Source organism: Paenibacillus sp. VTT E-133291 (assembly GCF_002264395.1).
GTDB classification, from domain to species: Bacteria; Bacillota; Bacilli; order Paenibacillales; family Paenibacillaceae; genus Paenibacillus_AQ; species Paenibacillus_AQ nitricinens.
In genome coordinates this window covers 30,468-50,687 of the sequence record NZ_NFVA01000043.1, presented here as the reverse complement: position 1 = coordinate 50,687, position 20,220 = coordinate 30,468, and the positions used below count along the sequence as shown (strand labels likewise).

At 42.1% G+C, this 20,220-nt stretch carries 16 protein-coding genes and 1 other annotated feature; of the genes, 3 read left to right on the top strand and 13 right to left on the bottom strand.

Annotated elements, in window-relative coordinates; all coding sequences use genetic code 11:
• The first annotated feature begins 238 nt into the window (after positions 1-238).
• Positions 239-910 (top strand): TetR/AcrR family transcriptional regulator, encoded by a 672-nt coding sequence (locus tag CA598_RS17695; protein ID WP_094870257.1) that lies wholly within the window; start codon positions 239-241, stop codon positions 908-910.
• A gap of 138 nt (positions 911-1,048) precedes the next feature.
• Here CA598_RS17695 and CA598_RS17690 read toward each other — a convergent pair whose 3' ends face one another.
• From CA598_RS17690 to CA598_RS17670, 5 genes are all read right to left on the bottom strand, one after another.
• Positions 1,049-2,572, bottom strand: coding sequence for an ABC transporter permease (locus CA598_RS17690; RefSeq protein ID WP_256990532.1), 1,524 nt, complete (start codon positions 2,570-2,572; stop codon positions 1,049-1,051).
• Complete coding sequence (locus CA598_RS17685; protein ID WP_094877321.1) at positions 2,565-3,278, bottom strand: ABC transporter ATP-binding protein; 714 nt, start codon at positions 3,276-3,278, stop codon at positions 2,565-2,567. Before CA598_RS17685 ends, CA598_RS17690 begins: the two co-directional genes overlap by 8 nt.
• A gap of 206 nt (positions 3,279-3,484) precedes the next feature.
• The gene (locus CA598_RS17680; protein WP_179283697.1) at positions 3,485-4,264 is read right to left on the bottom strand and encodes a sporulation protein; all 780 of its coding nucleotides are present in this window, start codon (positions 4,262-4,264) and stop codon (positions 3,485-3,487) included.
• 153 nt (positions 4,265-4,417) lie between these two features.
• Complete coding sequence (locus CA598_RS17675) at positions 4,418-6,157, bottom strand: ABC transporter ATP-binding protein (RefSeq protein ID WP_094877319.1); 1,740 nt, start codon at positions 6,155-6,157, stop codon at positions 4,418-4,420.
• The gene (locus CA598_RS17670) at positions 6,154-7,896 is read right to left on the bottom strand and encodes an ABC transporter ATP-binding protein (RefSeq protein WP_094870302.1); all 1,743 of its coding nucleotides are present in this window, start codon (positions 7,894-7,896) and stop codon (positions 6,154-6,156) included. The genes CA598_RS17675 and CA598_RS17670 overlap by 4 nt, the downstream gene beginning before the upstream one ends.
• Before the next feature lie 150 nt (positions 7,897-8,046).
• Here CA598_RS17670 and CA598_RS17665 point away from each other — a divergent pair, with 150 nt between their 5' ends.
• Complete coding sequence (locus CA598_RS17665) at positions 8,047-8,916, top strand: LysR family transcriptional regulator (RefSeq protein WP_094870262.1); 870 nt, start codon at positions 8,047-8,049, stop codon at positions 8,914-8,916.
• A gap of 9 nt (positions 8,917-8,925) precedes the next feature.
• Here the strand turns inward: CA598_RS17665 and metG are convergent, their stop codons facing one another.
• The 3 genes from metG to CA598_RS17650 form a co-directional block, all read right to left on the bottom strand.
• A complete protein-coding gene (metG, locus tag CA598_RS17660; RefSeq protein WP_094877318.1) occupies positions 8,926-10,572 on the bottom strand; it encodes a methionine--tRNA ligase in 1,647 nt (548 codons plus the stop codon).
• Positions 10,573-10,616: 44 nt separating this feature from the next.
• Positions 10,617-10,878 (bottom strand) — a binding site (T-box leader).
• Between the two features lie 137 nt (positions 10,879-11,015).
• A complete protein-coding gene (gene htpG, locus CA598_RS17655; protein ID WP_094877317.1) occupies positions 11,016-12,896 on the bottom strand; it encodes a molecular chaperone HtpG in 1,881 nt (626 codons plus the stop codon).
• A gap of 135 nt (positions 12,897-13,031) precedes the next feature.
• Positions 13,032-13,931: a LysR family transcriptional regulator gene (locus tag CA598_RS17650; RefSeq protein ID WP_094870265.1), complete on the bottom strand. Its 900-nt coding sequence runs from the start codon at positions 13,929-13,931 to the stop codon at positions 13,032-13,034.
• A 121-nt stretch (positions 13,932-14,052) separates the two neighbouring features.
• On the opposite strand from CA598_RS17650, the gene dapA reads away from it, so the two are divergent.
• Positions 14,053-14,949, top strand: coding sequence for a 4-hydroxy-tetrahydrodipicolinate synthase (dapA, locus tag CA598_RS17645; RefSeq protein ID WP_094877316.1), 897 nt, complete (start codon positions 14,053-14,055; stop codon positions 14,947-14,949).
• Positions 14,950-15,250: 301 nt separating this feature from the next.
• Here dapA and CA598_RS17640 read toward each other — a convergent pair whose 3' ends face one another.
• The 5 genes from CA598_RS17640 to CA598_RS17620 form a co-directional block, all read right to left on the bottom strand.
• Positions 15,251-16,612 carry a DEAD/DEAH box helicase gene (locus CA598_RS17640; protein ID WP_094877315.1) on the bottom strand — a complete coding sequence of 454 codons (1,362 nt, stop codon included), beginning with the start codon at positions 16,610-16,612 and terminating at the stop codon, positions 15,251-15,253.
• A 398-nt stretch (positions 16,613-17,010) separates the two neighbouring features.
• A complete protein-coding gene (gene pduL, locus CA598_RS17635) occupies positions 17,011-17,583 on the bottom strand; it encodes a phosphate propanoyltransferase (RefSeq protein WP_042128797.1) in 573 nt (190 codons plus the stop codon).
• A 138-nt stretch (positions 17,584-17,721) separates the two neighbouring features.
• Entirely contained in the window at positions 17,722-18,687 is a 966-nt protein-coding gene (locus tag CA598_RS17630) for a dipeptidase (RefSeq protein ID WP_094877314.1), read from the bottom strand.
• 149 nt (positions 18,688-18,836) lie between these two features.
• Positions 18,837-19,097, bottom strand: a complete 261-nt coding sequence (locus CA598_RS17625; RefSeq protein ID WP_019910496.1) for a stage V sporulation protein S — start codon at positions 19,095-19,097, stop codon at positions 18,837-18,839.
• Positions 19,098-19,298: 201 nt separating this feature from the next.
• Positions 19,299-20,093, bottom strand: coding sequence for a TIGR00282 family metallophosphoesterase (locus tag CA598_RS17620; protein WP_094877313.1), 795 nt, complete (start codon positions 20,091-20,093; stop codon positions 19,299-19,301).
• Positions 20,094-20,220: the final 127 nt, after the last annotated feature.

Here is a 20,220-nt window from a genome sequence, read left to right as displayed (position 1 = left end):
TTTTTTCAACAAAATTTCTATCAGGAACTTCCTCACTAATCCGCCCCGCCTTTTAACTAACACTGTAAGATTAATATAGCACCGGAATAATAGACTGTAAACAGAAATATCTAACGGTGTAAGATTATCATCTGATCGCTTCAACTGTTCAAATGTGACGCATATTAATCTAACGCTGGTAGACCAACCCTCGTGGATGGATTAAGATAAAGGAAGATAGGAACAGGAGGTCATTTCGATGAGAATCAAAAATCTACAAATCACCGAACAAGATATAATTAAAGCTTCTTGGGAGCTGTTAGATAATGTCGGTATAGAGGCTTTCAGTATGAGGAAATTAGCAGAACTACTAAATATACAAGCTGCATCACTTTATTGGCATTTTAAGAGCAAACAGAGTATTTTTCAGACACTTGCCAATGAAGTAGCAAAAGAAACCCTACAATCTGCCTCTCTCGAAGGGGAATGGAATGATCAATTGTTTCATTTTGCGGACCAAATTCGAGGTGTTTTACATAAATATCCTTGTTCCGCTCAGCTCTTGATGAGAACATTACCTTCGGAACCAGACTATCTAGCTTTGCTGAATACGTTGCTACAGATTGTGGAGCCGCTGCCTTTAACCGACAGTGATAAGTTCTCTATAATCTCAAGCGTGTTAAACTATGTGATCTCTTTCGAATTGGACAAGTATGAACAGGATCGAATTGACGTAGCCATGAAAAATGGAGTCCTCGGGGATGCTAGAGAGGTATTTAAACAATCCCTTGAGCGCTTAAACGGAGAGGGTCCTAATGTTATAAAGCGGATGTACGAGAACAATATCTTCAATGAAATAGGCTCTGACAAGATGTTTCACACAGGTCTGAAAATATTAGTGCGGGGTATAGAACAGTTGGCCAATGCGTAGCAAGAAATGCAGTAAGGGCATCCCAGTAGCCAATTCCGGCTTTTGGAATGCCCTTACTCTTTAAAGAGCCCGAAATAAAAGCTCCCCTTTTGACTTAATATATCGATACATCGCACCACACACCACTAATATCAACATTCAAAGACCTAACAAAACGAGATTACTATTCAGATCGGCTAGAAGAAGACTCAAACCGAAAGGAATCAGTAAGCTTATAAACCCTATCAATAACGCCACTAAGACGGATGCGCTTTGTTTGACTACCGATACTTCATTTGTCCACTCCAGTTTAGGTAACTTCAAGTTAACGAGCACACCTATCATTGCAGTAAGGCAAGCATATAAGACGGGAATAACCAGTAATAACAAGCTTTCCATCCATCCGGTACCTAGAGATATCATGAGGAGCACACTACTGACAACTACAATCGGCACGGTAATCGTAAGATTCACTGCGATTTTACTTAGCAATATCGTTAATGTCGGCACAGGTGCGCTTTTTAAAATCCAAATATTATTACCTTCGAGCGATATGGAACTGGATGTCGTACAGCTTAAAGTTACAAAAACGGAAACAAACAGTGGAGCCAGTCGATTCAGATAATTTGAAAGCTCTGGTATCTCAACGAGTTGTCCTAGTTGCTCTGCACTAACGAACAGTAAAGCGATCGCCAATACAAGTAACATAACCATTCCTATACTCGTGTTGAGTACATATATAGAAGAACTAAAATAGCGACGCAGCTCTTTTTTATACAATGTGTAAAGCGGTGAGGATACTGTAAGTGATTTCATTTGATATTTATTGTTTGAAAAAGAAGTCGTAAGACCTGTGTGTATCGCTTTATATTTACTGCCAAGTACCATGGTAAACAGCATAAAAGAAATCAGCGAAATCGCAATAAACAGTACTAAGGAATCCATTTGAAACGAGCAAACCGCATTTACATACATAAGCGTCAAAGGATACAAATTGTATATTTGATCAGCGATTTGAGCGCTCATATCCGCAAGTAATTGTGGATTATTACCATTTATTTGACCTGAACCAACAATTAAAGCAATAATTACAACAAAAGTTAGGATGAGAGTTATTATACGACTTCCTTTAAATCTTGAGGAAACCCAGCTGATCAGAGCACCTATAATCGTTGCAGCAATGATCGGCACTAATGGAATAAATAACAGCGTAATCAAAAAATACAAATAATATAGAACGTCGGGATTCAGCTTTATTGCATAAACAATGCCTGCAGGTACCATCACCATCAAAGAGAAGAATAGGTTTAACACATAAAGCTGAGCCACCCGACTTGCTACAATATGACTCGTTTTGATTGGCAGCGACATTACGAGATCGTAGTCTTTGGAGCCGAATAATACACCACTTGCCTTATAAATCGTTGTAAAAAATCCGATTAAGCAAGTAACTGCCATCATTATCGCAAGCAGCAGCTCTGGCCGGCCAATCTGTTCAAGGGTCTCTGCTATCATATAGCTATAACCAAATGAAACCAGAGCCATCATGACAACTCCAATTAGGATCCCGATGCTCAGCCAAAGCATTTTGCGTCTTTTTTTCACATCATGTGTATGCAAGGCCTTATTTAACCCAAAGGAAGAAATCAGCTGAATCTTCGTCAATCTCCAGATATTAATCATGCTTAATCAACTCCAAAAATACATCTTCAAGGCTACTGTCACCCTTCACCTCTTCTGTTTTGCCGTGGGTGATCAACTCACCCGCTTTAATAATGGCAATCTTATTGCAAAGCTTCTCGGCCACATCCAGTACATGCGTCGAAAAAAAGATCGCACTGCCCTGACTGCAAATCTCCGTCATGGTTTTTTTTAGCGTGTGTGCCGCTTTTGGATCAAGTCCCACAAAGGGCTCATCCAGCACTAATAACTTCGGATTATGTATCAGTGCTGAGATGATCGCGAGTTTCTGTTTCATACCATGAGAATACGAGGAGATTAAATCCCCCAAATGAGATGTAATTTCAAATTCATCACCATATTTCTTAATCAACAACTCCCGATCTGCTTTCGATACACTAAAAAGATCACCAATAAAATTCAAGTATTGAATGCCTGTCAGATGATCGTATAGATCTGGATTATCTGGAATATACGCAGTAATCGCTTTGCAGGCTAAAGGATCTTTTTTGATAGAATATCCACCAATTTCGATGTCCCCCTCCTCAAAATCAAGAACACCTACCACTGCCCGAATTGTCGTTGTTTTCCCCGCACCGTTATGACCAATAAAGCCATAAATATCGCCTTTCTCAACCACTAAATTCAAGTCATTTACTGCCTTCTTACCACCCTTGTAGCTCTTGGTAAAATGTTTTATTGTCAGCATTTGAGCACTCCCTTTCCGTTCATGTACGTATTAGTAACTTTCATCATGTAATCAATGCCTACCGTTTCATACGTTGTTAGGATAGTTTTACTATAGTACGTTTATCTTGTCCATTTAGTTCATACCTTCATATAAATAAATTTTTCTTTATAAAAAACGAAAAAAGAGGGGTTCTCCCCTCTCTTATATAATCCTATTCCATTCGTTTATACGTACTTATGGATCGTTGCCAGCAGTTGATCAGCTACATAGTCAACTCCGTAAGCAAGTTGATTGTGATCGAAGCGTATTTTCACAAAACTCTCATCTGTATCAAGCGCATCGGCGAACAACCCAGCTAAACCACGTGCCTTGCGATCAATCTGCAGAAGTAATTCAATGCCATCCTCATTTGGAAAGAAAATGATTTCTAATTCGTCTAGTTGGTTCCGGAACTGTGAGGGGGGAACGAATTCAAATTCTTGAACAAAATCTAAGCCATTGATCCTGCCATAGCGCGGTGAATATTCACAATTCACTTCACGAATACGGAATCCGAGCTGATTCATCGCATCCAAAATAATGGCATAATATGGATGAGGGCCTACTTGAAGATAATCCTGATCCTTTGGATCAATTGCCTCTTTAATATCAAGTCCGGTTTGAATCCAAACTGGCGATCTACCTAATGTCACTGGCGTTATCGCCGGAAGCTGGAATGAGACGGGAAATTCATAGACCTGCTCAGCATCTACTTTGAATTTACTTGCTAACAGGAATTTGGATATCGTCGCTTCCACTTCCATCTTCTTATCATTCAGTTCTTTCAAATAACGCGTCTTAACGAATGCGTAGACGTCATCGACCTCCTGATCCACTCGCCCGCCTTGAATTTGGACGGTACCACTAATCGTATCACCTGCGTTCACGAAATCTTGATGGAGTATGAGATCTACCTTAGCCGCTCCAATTCCGGCGCTCGCGAGCATTCGTTTAAACATTGACATTGTAATGAATTCCCTCCCTAATATTTGCATATTTAAGGATACGAAGGGAACCATCTCCGGTTTCATTTTAGAACAGTATATACCGTGTTACTAACAACAAAAAAGCATCCGCACCCAAAATTGGGGTCCGAATGCTTCTTTTAATCATAAAGTCTACGCTGTCGCGAACTGACTATTATATAATCGTGCGTAATATCCGCCGCTGGCTAGGAGCCCCTCATGCGTACCACTCTCCACAATATCTCCATCCTTCATGAAAAGAATGAGATCCGACTCCCGAATCGTTGACAATCGGTGGGCAATCACAAAGCTGGTCCGACCAGCGATCATAGTCAGAAAAGCTTTCTGAATTCGTACCTCAGTCAATGTATCAATACTGCTTGTAGCCTCATCTAAAATAAGCATAGGCGGATCTACAAGCATTACTCGTGCAATGGTAAGCAGCTGCTTCTGTCCTTGGGAGAGATTATCCCCTGAGCCACTGACCTTCGTATCATACCCTTCAGGCAGACGTTTAATAAAGCTATGCGCATTAGCCGCTTTAGCAGCAGCGATGACTTCTTCCTCTGTAGCCCCAGGTTTTCCATAAGCAATATTATCTCTGATCGTGCCCCCAAAGAGCCAAGTATCCTGCAGCACCATCCCAAAATTACGTCGCAGGCTGTCACGGGTAATTGTCTTAATATCCACACCATCTATCTTGATGGACCCACGGTCCACATCGTAGAAACGCATGAGCAGGTTTACCAGCGTTGTCTTCCCCGCTCCAGTCTGACCTACAATCGCAACTCGGGTACCGGGCTTTACTTCTAGACTGAAATCGTTAATCAAGGGACGTTCTGGATGATAAGAAAAGGATACTTTTTCGAAGGTAATGGTTCCTTGACTTGTGCTCATGATTTTGGCGTCCTTAGAATCAGCTGGTTCTGGCGTTAGATCGAGAATGGCGAAGATCCGCTGTGCAGAGGCAGTTGCCGATTGAAGCTGTGTAATCACACCAGTTATTTCATTAAAAGGCTTAGCGAACAAGTTGGAGAAGATCAAGAAACTGGATAGATCCCCTACCGTGAAATGACCCTGAATTACCATAACACTACCGATCATAGCTATGACTGAGAACGTAACGTTATTTACTAGCCGCGTCGTCGGATTAGATAAGGAGCCATAAAATTGTGACTTCACACCGGTCTGGTATAACGTCTCGTTTTGATCTTCAAACTGAGACATTGCACGTTCTTCATAATGATAAGCCGTGACTACTTTTTGCCCGCCGATCATTTCCTCCACATAGCCATTGAGACCACCGAGAATCTTGGCCTGCTCTTTAAACATCTTTTGAGAACGTATCGTAATAAATCTGGCCACAAAAAAGGTAGCGGGTGCTGACAAAAGAACTACTAAGGTCATCAGAGGACTGATGTACATCATAAGCACAATTGCCCCAACAATGGTGATGATCCCTGTAAGCAGCGTGGAGAAGCCTTGCAGCAGTCCATCAGAGACAGCATCCATATCATTAACAAAACGGCTGATACTGTCTCCTTGCGGGTGGTTGTCGTGAAATTTTAAAGGCAACACATTTAATTTATCAAAAAGCTCCCGACGTAAGTCATATACAGTCCGGTAGGCGATTCGATTTGTCAGATAGGTAAGGAGCCATCCAAAAAAACTGCCGACAATATATACCGCTGCCAGAATCAAAAGCAGTCTAAGTACGGCGTCAAAATCCACCTCTCCCGGTCCGATCATAAAATCAATGGCTTTACCGATAAGAAGTGGTCCGATTAGACTAGCAATCACACTAAGTAATGCGCATACAACCGCCCCAATAGCTATTTTTCTATAATGTCCTGTATATACAATTAGTCTCTTCCAAATGTTGTTTTTGTTCATTGGCCCGACTCCTCACTCGATAGCTGGGACAGGCAGATTTCTTTGTACACTTCGCAACCACGCATCAGTTCCTCATGGGTTCCGACGCCGGCAATCCGCCCTTCCTCAAATACCATGATTTTATCCGCTTGCCTTACAGTGCTCACCCTCTGCGAGACAACTAGTAGGGTCATTTGCTGGCTGCTCTCTTTGAGCGCTTTACGTAGAGCCGCATCAGTAGCGAAATCCAGCGCACTGGAGGAGTCATCCAGGATAAGAATCGACGGCTTACCCACCACTGCACGAGCTATGGTTAAGCGCTGCTTTTGCCCCCCGGATAAATTAAGCCCACCACGTGATACCTGCGTATTCAATCCTTCAGGCAATTTACGAATAAACTCTTCCGCCTGAGCAACAGAGGCTGCTTGCATAATTTCTTCCTCGTTTGCGTTTTCCTTCCCCCAACGAATATTCTCAGCGATTGTTCCAGTAAATAACACTGCTTTTTGCGGCACAATCCCTATTTTCTCACGAAGCTGATGCAGCTTATACTCTCTGACATTCACTCCATCCACTTTAACTTCACCTTGCACTGCATCATAAAAACGTGGAATCAAGTTCACAAAAGTAGATTTACCAGAACCCGTACTGCCAATCAGCCCCACAGTTTCTCCGCGGTTAATGACTACCGAAATATCCTCTAATGCCAATTCTCCTGTTGTATTATAACCAAACGATACATGATCGAATGATATGGCAGGAGCGGTATAATCAGGTTCAGGTTCAGTCATCACGACATTCCCTTCCTCGGACACGGATGCTTTGACACTCAGCACTTCATTCACACGATTGGCAGAGGATGAGGCTTTTGTAAAAATAATGACCAAGTTGGAGACCACAATAAGCGCCAGTAAGATTTGAGTGACGTAATTGATAAAGGCAATGATCTCACCTTGAGACAATCGCCCTCCATCAATGTGAATTCCACCTACCCATAAAATAGCTATGATCGCCGCGTTTACTACAAGTGTCGTCATAGGTCCAAGTAAAGCGGAAATCCGCGAGACCCGGATCGCTGTAGTGGTTAAATCCTCAGATGAGGCATCAAAACGTTCTTTTTCCGTACGTCTCTTTGCAAAAGCACGAATGACTCGAATCCCCGACAAATTCTCACTAAGAACGAGCGCAAGGGCATCCAGCTTCTGCTGGTATTTTCGATACAAAGGCGCACTTCGAGTGATGATAAAATACAAAATAATACCAAAAATCGGCGTTGCCGCTATTAAAATCAGCGATAATCTGAAATCCAAAATCATGGACATTATGATTGCCCCGATACAGATAAACGGCGCACGAATAACCAGGCGAATCAGCATAGCGACTGCAATCTGCAGCTGGTTTACGTCATTGGTAATCCGGTTAATTAGCGTAGGCGTGCCGAACGTATCCAGCTCAGCGTACGATAAAGATGTAATATGTTTGAACAGTTTATTACGAAGTGTCGTGCCGAATCCCTGAGATGCTCGTGCTGCATAGTATTGGCACACCATGGAGCAACCGAAACCAAGCAGTGACATCAGAACCATTAGGCCACCCATGCGGTAAACATAGGCGCTGTCATGATTACCAACCCCGTTGTTGATGATCAATGCGACAATGGTAGGCAAAATCAGCTCCAGAATGGCTTCCATCAGTTTGAAGATTGGACCGATGATCGCTTCTTTTTTGTACGGCTTTAAATATACTGCAATTTTGAACAAATTCATCCACACCCAACCTAAGAAGTATTTAACCACTTGAAATATGTATAAGAACAGTTATGATTATGGCATATCTACTCATATATTAATAATATTGGATTCGTATCGCTCCCATACGATTAACATATCTCAAGTTCGGAGGATTCTTTTATGGATATTAGACAACTTAAATATTTTATGGCGATAGCTGAGGAAGGACAGATTACATCCGCGGCCAGAAAGCTGCAAATGGCCCAGCCTCCGCTGAGCCAGCAGCTAAAACTCCTGGAGGAAGAACTCGGTGTAAAGCTAGTGGAACGAGGTCCACGCAGCGTGCAGCTCACTGAAGCTGGAGCCATTTTGCGGGACCGTGCCCAACAAATTCTGGAGCTGGCAGATTCCACTGCCCGTGAGCTCACTGATTTTGTCAAAGGTTTAAAAGGAACCCTAGCCATTGGTACAGTTTCTTCCTCTGGAGCTACGTTGCTTCAAGATCGGCTATGTGAGTTCCACAAAACGTATCAAGGTGTGAAGTTTGAGATTCATGAAGGAAATACCTTTAGAATCATTGACCTCTTGAGTAAAGGTATTGTCGAAGTCGGGATTGTTAGGACACCCTTTAATGCTACAAATTTAGAATGTCTTTACACACAGGCTGAGCCTATGATTGCCGTAATGACGCCAGAGTATGACTGGAAAACAGATGAAAACTTCGTTGAGATCGGTGAATTAAAAGATAAGCCGCTCATTATCTACCGCCGTTTTGAGCAGCTTATCCGGGAAACCTGTCTTGAGAATGGTTTTGATCCGCTGATTTTCTGTATGAATGATGATGCGCGAACAACACTGCTCTGGGCAAACGCTGGTCTTGGCATCGGAATCATTCCCAAATCCGCTTTCGAATTAACGAGTAATCGGAATTTGATCTATAAAGAAATCAGTAGTGAATCACTACGCACGCGGGTCGCCGCCGTCTGGATCAAGGATAAATACTTATCATCACTAGCTTCTAAGTTTATTGAAAGCTTTAAGAATGGTTAAGAATCTTCGCTATTTATTCACTTGTTGTTGAACTAGTCTATCCTCTTCTTCTTTAATACGACTAATATCAATTCGTTCAAACAACAATTGTAAATCAGTAATCTGTTGGTAAGGGGGCACCGAGCAAGGCTGCCAATTCGGTAGTTCTAACGACAGGAACCCCCTGATCTTGTCACATGAGAACGGCAGAAACGGATGCAGCAAATTCGCTAGGTTCGCAATAATTTGCACACATGTGTATATTGCAGAATCACAAGAAACCTGATCCTCTTTTATCTGTATCCATGGTTTTTGCAGATCGAAATACTGGTTTGCCTTGCGCACGTAAGAAAAAATATACTCCAGCGCATCTTTTATATTCCCAGCCTCAATAAGCCGCCCTGATTCCAGATACAAGAGGTCAATGTTGTCCCTCCACCCCTTATCCAATTGCCCATTCGGCACTTTCCCTTCATAAAACTTATCTACAAAAGCCAATGAACGATTTACAAAGTTACCAAATGCTCCAAGCAGCTCTCCATTATGGCTATAAATAAACTCTCTCCAGGAAAAATCCGTGTCCCGCTTCTCGGGTCCATTGGCAATTAAGAAATAACGAATAGAATCTGGCTGATACCGCTCTAAAATATCAGGTACCCAGACCGCCCAATTTCGGCTAGTGGAGAACTTCTGCCCTTCAAGGGTTAAATATTCGCTAGATATAATCCTGTCCGGTAAATGCAAACCTCCTGCTCCTAATAACACAGCCGGCCATATTAAGGTGTGAAAAGGAATATTGTCTTTACCATGGACATAATAAGCGGTAATCTTCCCTTTATTCTCTAACCAAAAATCCTCCCAGCTTCCTCCGGACTGCGCAGCCCACTGCTTACTGGCTGATAGATAACCACTTACCGCCTCAATCCAAACATAAATTTTTTTATCTTCAAATCCAGCCACAGGGACATCTACACCCCAAGACAAGTCTCTTGTTACCGCGCGGTCCTGCAGCTCTTCTTGTAAATAACGTTTGGTCAGTTTAATAGCGTTTTCTCTCCAAAATTGTGCTTCCTCTACATATTCCGTTAATTCAGACTGAAAATTAGATAAGCTAAGATAATAATGTTCTGTAGGCCGTTCTGTTGGCGTACTCCCACATAATTTGCAGACTCTGTCTAACAAATCGGCAGGATCTAGAATCGTAGAACAATAATCACATTGATCCCCTCGTGCTCGCTGGCCACATACCGGACAAGTCCCTTCTACATATCTATCTGGCAAAAAGCGCTGATCTACCTCGCAGTAACATTGCGCAATGGTTTTATTATATAAATGACCATTCTCTAGCAGCTTTGTAAACAACTCTTGCACGACCTTATGATGCTGCGGTTGATCCGTTCGAGTATATAGATCATAACTAAATCCCAGCTGTTCAAAACACTTCAGAAACTCTTCATGATATCTGCTCGCAAAGGCTCCGGGCGTAATTCCTTCATTCGCAGCCTGAACCGCTACGGGTGTGCCATGGCAATCACTGCCTGATACATATAATACGTTATCCCCTTTGGAGCGAAAATATCGTGCCAGCACATCCCCAGGCAACACACTTGATAATCTCCCAAGATGTAAAGATCCATTCGCATACGGCCAAGCACCACCTATAAACACATTACTCATTAACCTTCTCCTCCTTTTTTTAGACAACAAAAAAACTCCCGTCCACAAAGGACGAGAGTTCTACTCACGTGTTACCACCTAATTTTATAAATGCCTCATGACATTTACCTCTTCAGGTACGACGTTAATTAACGTTTATACCCTAGCACTGTAACGGATGCAGGTTCCGGCGCAGCCTACAACCCATAAGGTTTCGATGCGCAGCTCTGAGACCATATTCCCAAGGGTTTTCTTTACTCCTTTTCAGCGACCGGAGCTCTCTGTTGAAAGAATTGCCGTGGTACTCTTTCTCTTCTTTGCTTTTACATATTCAAGTTACTGGAAATAATACTTAATTTATCGAGTAATGTCAATGCATAAGCTCAAACATAATGAATTCGCCATAATTCCCATGAAAAAGACCACCCAATCATAATACAATTGGATGGTCCCTGTACTTTATATTATTTCATGATTTTACAAATATCATTGGTGAATTGAACAGGATCACTAACTTGCAATCCTTCGATCAACAGGGCTTGGTTGTACAGCAAGTTCGTGTATAAACCGAGCTTCTCTTTATCGTTCTCAGCTGCCGCTTTCAAGGACTGGAATACTTCGTGATGAATGTTGATTTCGAGTACCTTGTCCGCTTGAACCTCTTGCCCATTCGGCATCGATTTCAGGATTTTTTCCATCTCGATCGTCAGTTCACCTTCTGCAGAGAGGCATACCGGATGCGTCTTCAAACGTTTGGAAGCTTTAACATTCTTCACTTTGCCGGACAGGATGTCCTTCATCGCTTCAAAAAGCTCCTTGTTTTCGTTCTCTTCCGCTTCCGTTGGCTTGTCCGCTTCGTCAGCTTCGATTCCCAGATCACCACTGGATACGGATTTAAATTCTTTTTCCTTATACGACTGGATCATCTTGATCGCAAATTCATCAATATCATCAGTGAAGTAGAGAATTTCATACCCTTTATCCGATACCAGCTCGGTTTGTGGGAGCTTTTCGATTCTGTCGATCGACTCTCCGGATGCATAATAGATGTACTTCTGATCTTCTGGCATTCTTGATACATATTCGTCCAGTGTTACCAGCTTCTTCTCCTTGGAGGAGTAGAACATCAGTAAGTCTTGAAGTGTATCTTTGTGCATTCCATAATCATTGTACACACCGAATTTAAGCTGTCTGCCAAAAGCATTATAGAACTGCTCATATTTCTCTCTTTCATCCTTCAGCAAGCTTTGCAGTTGGCTCTTCACTTTATTCTTAATATTCTTAGCGATCAAGGTCAGCTGACGGTCATGCTGGAGCATCTCTCTGGAGATGTTCAGCGAAAGATCCTCTGAATCTACCATACCTTTTACAAAGCTAAAATAGTCAGGCAGCAGATCTGCACATTTGTTCATGATCAATACACCGTTGGAATAAAGCTCAAGACCTTTTTCATATTCCTTTGTGTAATAATCAAAAGGTGTATTTTCTGGGATGAACAGGATTGCATTATATACTACAGCACCATCGGCACTGATATGAATATGTTTAAGCGGTTTGTCGAAGCCGTAACGTTTCTCTGCATAGAAGTTATCGTAATCTTCTGTGGTCAGCTCGCTTTTGTTCTTCCGCCAGATTGGTACCATGCTGTTTACGGTTTGTTCTTGAACAACTTCCTCAAACTCGTTTTCTGTGCCTACTTTTGGCTTTTGCTCCTTCACGTCCATCTTAATTGGGAAACGGATGAAGTCGGAGTATTTTTTAATGATGGATTTCAGGCGATATTCTTCCAGATATTCATCATATTGATCTTCTTCGGTATTCTCTTTAATCTTCAAAATAACATCAGTACCCACAGAATCCTTCTCGACAGACTCCAGAGTATAGCCGTCAGCGCCCTTAGACTCCCATTTAAAGGCCTCGTCGCTGCCTAGTGCCTTACTGATCACTGTAACGTCATCTGCCACCATAAACGCAGCGTAGAAGCCAACACCGAACTGTCCGATGATATTATGACCATCTTTAGCTTCATTCTCTTTTTTAAAAGCAAGCGATCCGCTCTTCGCGATCGTTCCTAAGTTATTCTCCAGTTCCTCTTGAGTCATCCCGATCCCTGTATCGGAAATCGTCAAGGTTCTGTTCGCCTTATCAGCACTCACTTTAATATAGTAATCCTCTTTGTTGAAGACCAGGCCTTCATCAGCTAATGCTCTGTAATAGATCTTATCAATCGCATCACTTGCATTGGAAATCAACTCGCGCAGGAAAATTTCTCGTTGGGTATAAATGGAGTTAATCATCATTTCCAGCAATCTTTTCGATTCGGCTTTAAACTCTTTTTTGGCCATGAATAAATAAATCTCCTTTCAAAATAACCTTCTTGTACAACACTCTATGATTAGCACTCTTCTTAGATGAGTGCTAATTCTTCTTTTTATATAACATAAACTGATTTTGAATGTCAATATTTATAGCGACTTTCATTAAATAATGCTACCTTTCGCTAACGATTCATTCACAAGTAACATTTGCGTTAGAAATTGCAACGGCTGGGACTTCCATTTCTTAGGATGCATCAGAAGCTGCAGATCAAAGTGAATTTCCGGATGTGCGAAGGGCAGCTCGGCCAAGTTCCCCCGCTCAATTTCTTCCTCTGCCACGATTTTTGGTAGCAGGGCAATTCCCAGACCATTCATTACACAACGTTTGATCGCTTCTAGATTCGAAAGCTCAAAGCCTATGCGGAATATAATGCCGTGATCCTTTAACAGATTCTCGAACAGACTCCGATAAATACAGCTTTCTTCAGAAACAATTAATTCACAATTATTTAGATCCTGTAAGCTTACTATATCCTTCCGGGCAAGTGGATGATTAATGGGAGCGATCAATACAAGCGGTTCGTCTCTAATGATCGTACGATCAAGTAGAGAATCCGTAGTGGTACGATCAAGCATCAAGCCGATGTCCACTTCCCCGTCTTTTATTTTGGCCACAAGACTAGCTTCCTGCATAGTTTGTAGATGGATATCAAGTTTCGGGAATTTCGTCCTCAACTGCTGTAGGTAAGGGGGCAAGTAGAATGCGGCTAATGAATCTATTGTCCCAATTGTTAGCGTGCCTCCTATTTGCTGGGCGATGGTTTCTTTAGAACGATCATACAGATCCAAAATCTCCACGAATAGCTTCAATAGCTCTTCTCCAGGCGGGGTAAGACGCAATTGGCGACCATGCCGTTCTATTAAAGGGACTCCGTATTCCTTCTCTATCTTCTGTATTTGCATCGTAACACTCGACTGGGCATAACCTAGCTCTTCAGCAGCACGTGTAAAGCTCTGACGTTTAGCTACCTCGCGGAATGTTCGTAAATAGGTTAAATCCATAACCTCACCCTAACATCAATATTTTTGATGATACACATCATTTATTATAGCTAACGACGATGCAACATTCCATGGTAAAGTGTATGTAGAGGAATTAAAATATTTTGGAGGCCGATAATTTATGCTTACAGAACAACAGATTTATGGAATTTATGTCCCCGTGGTCACCCCGTTCAATGCTGCTGGTGAAGTCGATCTGGATTCGTATCAGCGTTATGTAAAGAACCTTATTAACAACAGCATACAAGGTCTGGTCGTTAATGGAACCACCGGTGAATCGCCAACTGTAACCGTAAATGAAATGCAGCTTCTAGTAAACACTTCTCGTGAGCTTTTACAATCTACATCTATCCCCTTAGTAGTCGGTACAGGAACCAATGACACAGCTTCTACGGTAGCTCGCACAGAGATCGCAGCTAACCTTGGTGCGGATTGCGCACTAGTAGTCGTCCCTTATTATAGTCGTCCATCACAAGAGGGCATCATTGCCCATTTCCGCAAAGCGGCAGAAGTAGGTATTCCGATCATGGCTTATGACATTCCAAGTCGTACGGGTACTGCTATGACCCTAGATACTGCACGTACAATCCTAGAAATGAATCATGTTGTCGGATTAAAAGACTGCTCTGGTAGCACCAAAATGGTTACTGAGCTAGTTCGTACAGGTAGCAAACCTGTGCTTGGCGGCGACGATTCACTCTTTTTTGAAATGCTTAGCTCCGGGGCAGCTGGTGGTATGCTTGCTACTGCGAACGTTTATCCAGCAGAATGTATCCGTATATACGAAGCCTTCAAATCGGGTCAATTCGACTTATCCAAAGAAAACTTTGAACAACTACTGCCGATCATCCGTCTCTTGTTCAAGGAATCGAACCCCGCTCCAATCAAATGGATGCTTAGCCAAAATGGCCTAATCAATTCGGATACGCTTCGCCTCCCAATGACTTCCATCAGCACAGCGCTTCAGCAAGAGCTTGGTTCTTATATTCAGGACAACGCGATTGAAGCGACTGCATAACTATAATAACAACAGCCGTTATACAGTGGGAACTGTGTAGCGGCTTTTTTGTAATGAATCTAACGTCGAAATCGCTCTCATCGAGAAGATCAGCAATAACTTTTTCGATATTATTCTAAGCATTCTTCTGATTCTATCCACAGTGTATATAGTTTAGTATCGTCCACAACATCACCTCTGTTTTTAAATAAAAGAGTATCACCTATTAACTTACCGCAGCATCAAAAAACAAAAAAAACCATCAGATTTCTCTGACGGTTTTGAGATCTTACTATATAAAACGTCCAGCGTTCAAAACAACTTATCTGCTGCTCGAAGTTTGCTGTCTTCCCTTGGTGAACCACTCAGACTTTGGCTTTAGTGGAGGGTTAGACTTAGGCTTTGCTTTGGCAGGTTTAGATGCCGCTGGCTTTGACCCCGCAGGTTTAGCTGTTGAAGGTCTAGAGGTCGACGGTTTTGAAGAGGCAGATCTCGAACCTGACGGTTTCGAAGATCGTTCTGTCTTCATCTGCGTTTTACGAGACATCGGATACGGGTGATCCTTCACTTCAGGAATCGATTTTCCGATCAATTTCTCAATATCTTTAAGGAACGGAAGCTCTTCAGATTCACAAAAAGAGATTGCAGTCCCGCTTAAACCCGCTCTACCCGTACGACCAATTCGGTGCACATAGGTTTCTGGAATATTAGGCAAGTTAAAGTTGATTACATGAGACAACTCATCAATATCGATTCCTCGCGCGGCGATATCCGTAGCTACTAGCACACGGGTTGCACCACTTTTAAAATTCCGCAATGCATTCTGACGATCATTCTGCGATTTATTGCCGTGAATGGCTTGTGCAGAAATGTTCACTTTTGCTAGATCACGAGTAACACGGTCTGCACCACGTTTAGTACGAGTAAACACCAGCGCAGAAACGATTGATTTATCCTGTAATAAAAGATTCAATTGGTTTTGCTTGTTTCCGTTCTCTAACAAATAGATCGATTGTTCGATTCTGTCCGCAGTAGATGACACGGGTGTGATTTCTACTTTTACTGGATTTACAAGCAAGGTTTTGATCAATTTGGAGATCTCAGTAGGCATCGTTGCCGAGAAGAACAGTGTTTGTTTCTTCGTTGGCATTTTGGCGATAATTCGCTTTACATCATGAATAAAGCCCATATCTAGCATACGGTCAGCTTCATCCAAGACAAGAATTTGGACATGCTGTAAGTCCACACGTTTTTGATTGATCAGATCGATAAGTCTACCTGGTGTAGCAATTAGAATATCAGCACCTTGATTCAGGGCACGCTCTTGTACTTTCTGTGATACACCACCAACGATGGCAGCAGAGCGGATATCTGTATATTGGCTATACGCTTTTATGTTATCAGCAATTTGAATCGCTAGTTCTCTTGTCGGTGTTAAGATCAGTGAGCGAATACGTCGCAAATTGTTTGATTTATTGGGGCTTGTTTGTTCGCTTAATAATTGAATAATAGGTACAGAGAATGCAGCTGTTTTTCCTGTTCCCGTTTGAGCACATCCAAGTAAATCTCTACCTGCTAATACAGCTGGGATCGATTGCTCCTGTATTGGTGTAGGTGATGTATAGTTTTCTTTGGTTAAAGCCTTTAAAATCGCAGGCATAATATTCAGTTCGTTAAATGTCATTTTGTCTCCTTAATTTCTAATACATATATTCTTAACAAAAAATCCTTTTTTCACGTCATAAACAATAATCATAACATAATCAGTCAAATAATAATAGATATTCTTTATCATCGCACCAATTTTCATTAAAAATCCATTTCAGGATAGGATCCACCCTGAGTTCTGAGTTCCTGAATTCCTATGCTCCTGAATACACATCTTTTTGAGCGATCGGACTCTATTGCACCTATTCGTGTAAATCGGGCACAAATCCGCACAAATACGAAACAATAAGAGCTATGCAGTCGGAAAAATGTTCAAGTGAGCGGGCATATTAGTCACATAACATTTTTGCACGCAGAAAACAAACAAAAAAAAGCGAAGGATTTCTCCCCCGCTTCTTATCATTCGTATGAAGACTAGTCTACGATTTCAGCAGTGTCGCCATTGTTGGCACCTGCAGCATTAGCTTCGTCAGTATCAATATGCATATCAAGTTTGAAGCTGTCAGATACACGAGCAATTACGTTCTCCAATACGAGACCGCGGTCGCCACCCAGACGAACTTTAAGCAATTGCTTATCCGCAATGCCCCAAGCTTCAGCTTCAGATGTGTGGAAGTGAATGTGACGAGCTGCGATAATAACACCTTGTTCTAATTCAACTTCACCAGCAGGTCCTTTAAGCGTAATGCCAGGTGTTCCTTCAATATTTCCAGATTCGCGAACTGGAGCTTTCACGCCAAGTGCGAAGGAGTCAGTACGGGAAATTTCTAATTGGGAAGCCGGACGAGCAGGTCCCAAAATTCTTACCTTGTCAAATTTACCTTTGCTACCGATAACTGCTACTTGTTCATTTGCTGCAAATTGTCCTGGTTGTGAAAGTGGTTTGAACTCAGTTAATTGATATCCTGGGCCAAACAGAGCCTCCACGTGCTCTTGCGTAAGGTGAATATGTCTAGCCGACACACCTACGGGTACAGTCTTACTCATTGTAAAGTCACTCCTTGTATTTTCTCTAGTATCTGTACAAGCCATTAACCATTATACATCTTCTTACCCAAAAATAAAAAGGGCTGCATCATAACGAAGCCCCTTTTTTCGACATTTTATGTTTTTTGCACAAGATTGTCATGGTTTAGACACCTGAGAGGGCAAGTTTTCGCTTAAAAAAGAGGTCGCATTCTCATACATCCAACCTTTCACAGTATCCTCTGGATAATAACGAAGCAGCTGTTCTATAAGATCAGGGTATTTTCCCGGATGCTCCAACTTCTCCACCCAAGTATCAATGCCGTCAAAATCCGAGCCAAACATCATATGCTTCTCTCCGCCGAGACTACTTACATGTTCAATGTGCTTTAACAAATCATCCATGCAAGCCTTCCCATCATCACGTACAAACCACGGATAAAAGGTCAGGCCTATTCTTCCATCCATTGCAATCAAAGCTTTAATCTGTTCATCATTTAAATTTCTAACATGCCCACATATAGCTGCAGCATTCGAATGGGAGGCAATAAACGGACGATTACTTAAATCAGCCAACTCCCAGAACCCCGCTTGCGACAAATGCGACACATCCAGCAGCATTCCACTTTCGTTGCACCATTCTATCAGCTTTCTCCCTTTTTCCGTGAATCCACCATTTCGTTTCTCTAGCACACCATCTGCTGCCCAGTTCGCATAATTCCAAGTTACACCAAGAAACCGTACTCCAAGTTCGAAACAGAGCTGGGCATAAAACAAGTTCCCTTCTAAGCCGTCTACGCTCTCCAGAGAGAGCATTGCTTGCGGAGGAGCGCCTACTAGCCGATTCCCTACTTGCTCCTTCCACCGTAACCACTGAAGCCCATCTGTGTTCACTATCTTTTGCCTAAAGAGATCCATTTGCCCTAGAACATGTTCAAAGCTTGCTCTGCCCCTACTTGTCGAAAGATATATTGCAAAAATCTGCAATTCCACTCCGCCCGATCTTAACCGCTCTGCAGTAACATCTAATCGGGTATCATTGTCAAAATTAATATCCGGAGAGGCTTGCATTTTGCTTAGCACATCGCAATGGAAATCCGCTACCTTAAGCTTATTAACACTCATTCTATAACCTCACTTTCTCGCAGTTCTAGCCGTATAATTCATCATCCAAGACCCTATTTCAAATCCTATGCCAAAAAACTTCAGACTATAAATAAAAAGCAAAAAACCTGTTTACAAAAGTAAACAGGCTCATTCATTCTATAGGTCTATTATCTGGGTTCAACAATCAGTTTAATCGCGGTTCGATCTTCTCCATCAATCACTATATCAGTGAAAGCAGGAATGCAGATCAAATCAACTCCGCTTGGTGCAACAAATCCCCGGGCAATGGCAACTGCTTTGACTGCTTGATTCAGTGCTCCAGCTCCAATAGCTTGCAATTCGGCCGATCCACGTTCACGAAGAACACCTGCTAATGCGCCGGCGACGGAATTTGGATTGGATTTAGCTGATACTTTTAATACATCCATAGTAAGTACCTCCCCTGGGAAAATAATGGTGTTCTTCCACTACTTTAGATGTTATTCGCGAGAGAAGAAATAATTCCTTCTTTTTACGGACTACGTCTTCCAAAAACGGTGTACAAGATACTCTGTTACGATATAAAAAATATCACACTTTACCCTAACTCGGCGAAATTACCCGAATTAACAAAATACTCTGTAATACGCTTAGCTCATAACCCATTCATCTTCACGAAGCCGTATCTTCTCCAGACGAGTTGCCGCACCAGTTGATTCATCTAATTCTGCAAATAAACCGTGAAGCTGCCACTTGCCTTCATCGACAACAAATCGCGCTGGAAGCTGAGTTGTGAACTTATAAAGTACTGCATCTCTTTCCATACCCAGAATCCCTTCGCTTGAACCAACCATACCCGCATCGGTCAAATACGCAGTTCCTCCTGGCAAAATCACATCATCATTTGTCTGAACATGAGTATGTGTCCCCACAACAATCGATGCGCGACCATCCATAAAATATCCCATGGCGATTTTCTCAGAGGTTACCTCCGCATGGAAATCGACTAAAATACATTTATGATCTCTACGAAGCTCCTCCACAATTTCTTCTCCAACGCGGAAAGGACAATCGATAGAAGGTAAGAATGTCCGGCCTTGCAAATTTACAATGGCCAGTTCTTTACCGTTACCTTTAACGACCGTATAACCTCTTCCCGGTGTTCCTGGTGGAAAATTCGCAGGGCGAATAATCCGAGCTTCATCATCGATGAACTCAAAAATATCTTTATTGTCCCAGGTGTGGTTCCCCATCGTTATTCCGTGAACGCCCCAGTTAAAAAATTCATTCGCAATCGCCTTAGTGATCCCTCTTCCAGCAGCTGAATTTTCACCATTAACAATAATGATATGTGGCTGATATTTACTTTTTAGTGAGGGCAACATCTCACGAAGAGCCTTTCTGCCAACATTTCCAACGATATCTCCAATAAATAGTACTTTAATGATTCTCTCCTCCTAATCTTAACCGCTATAGCTTATGGATAAGGCCTCATATTCAAAAGAAAAAGGCCCCGCTTAGGGGCCAATTCTCAACAAATATAAGAAAGTATAAGTTACATCTTATCCCTTA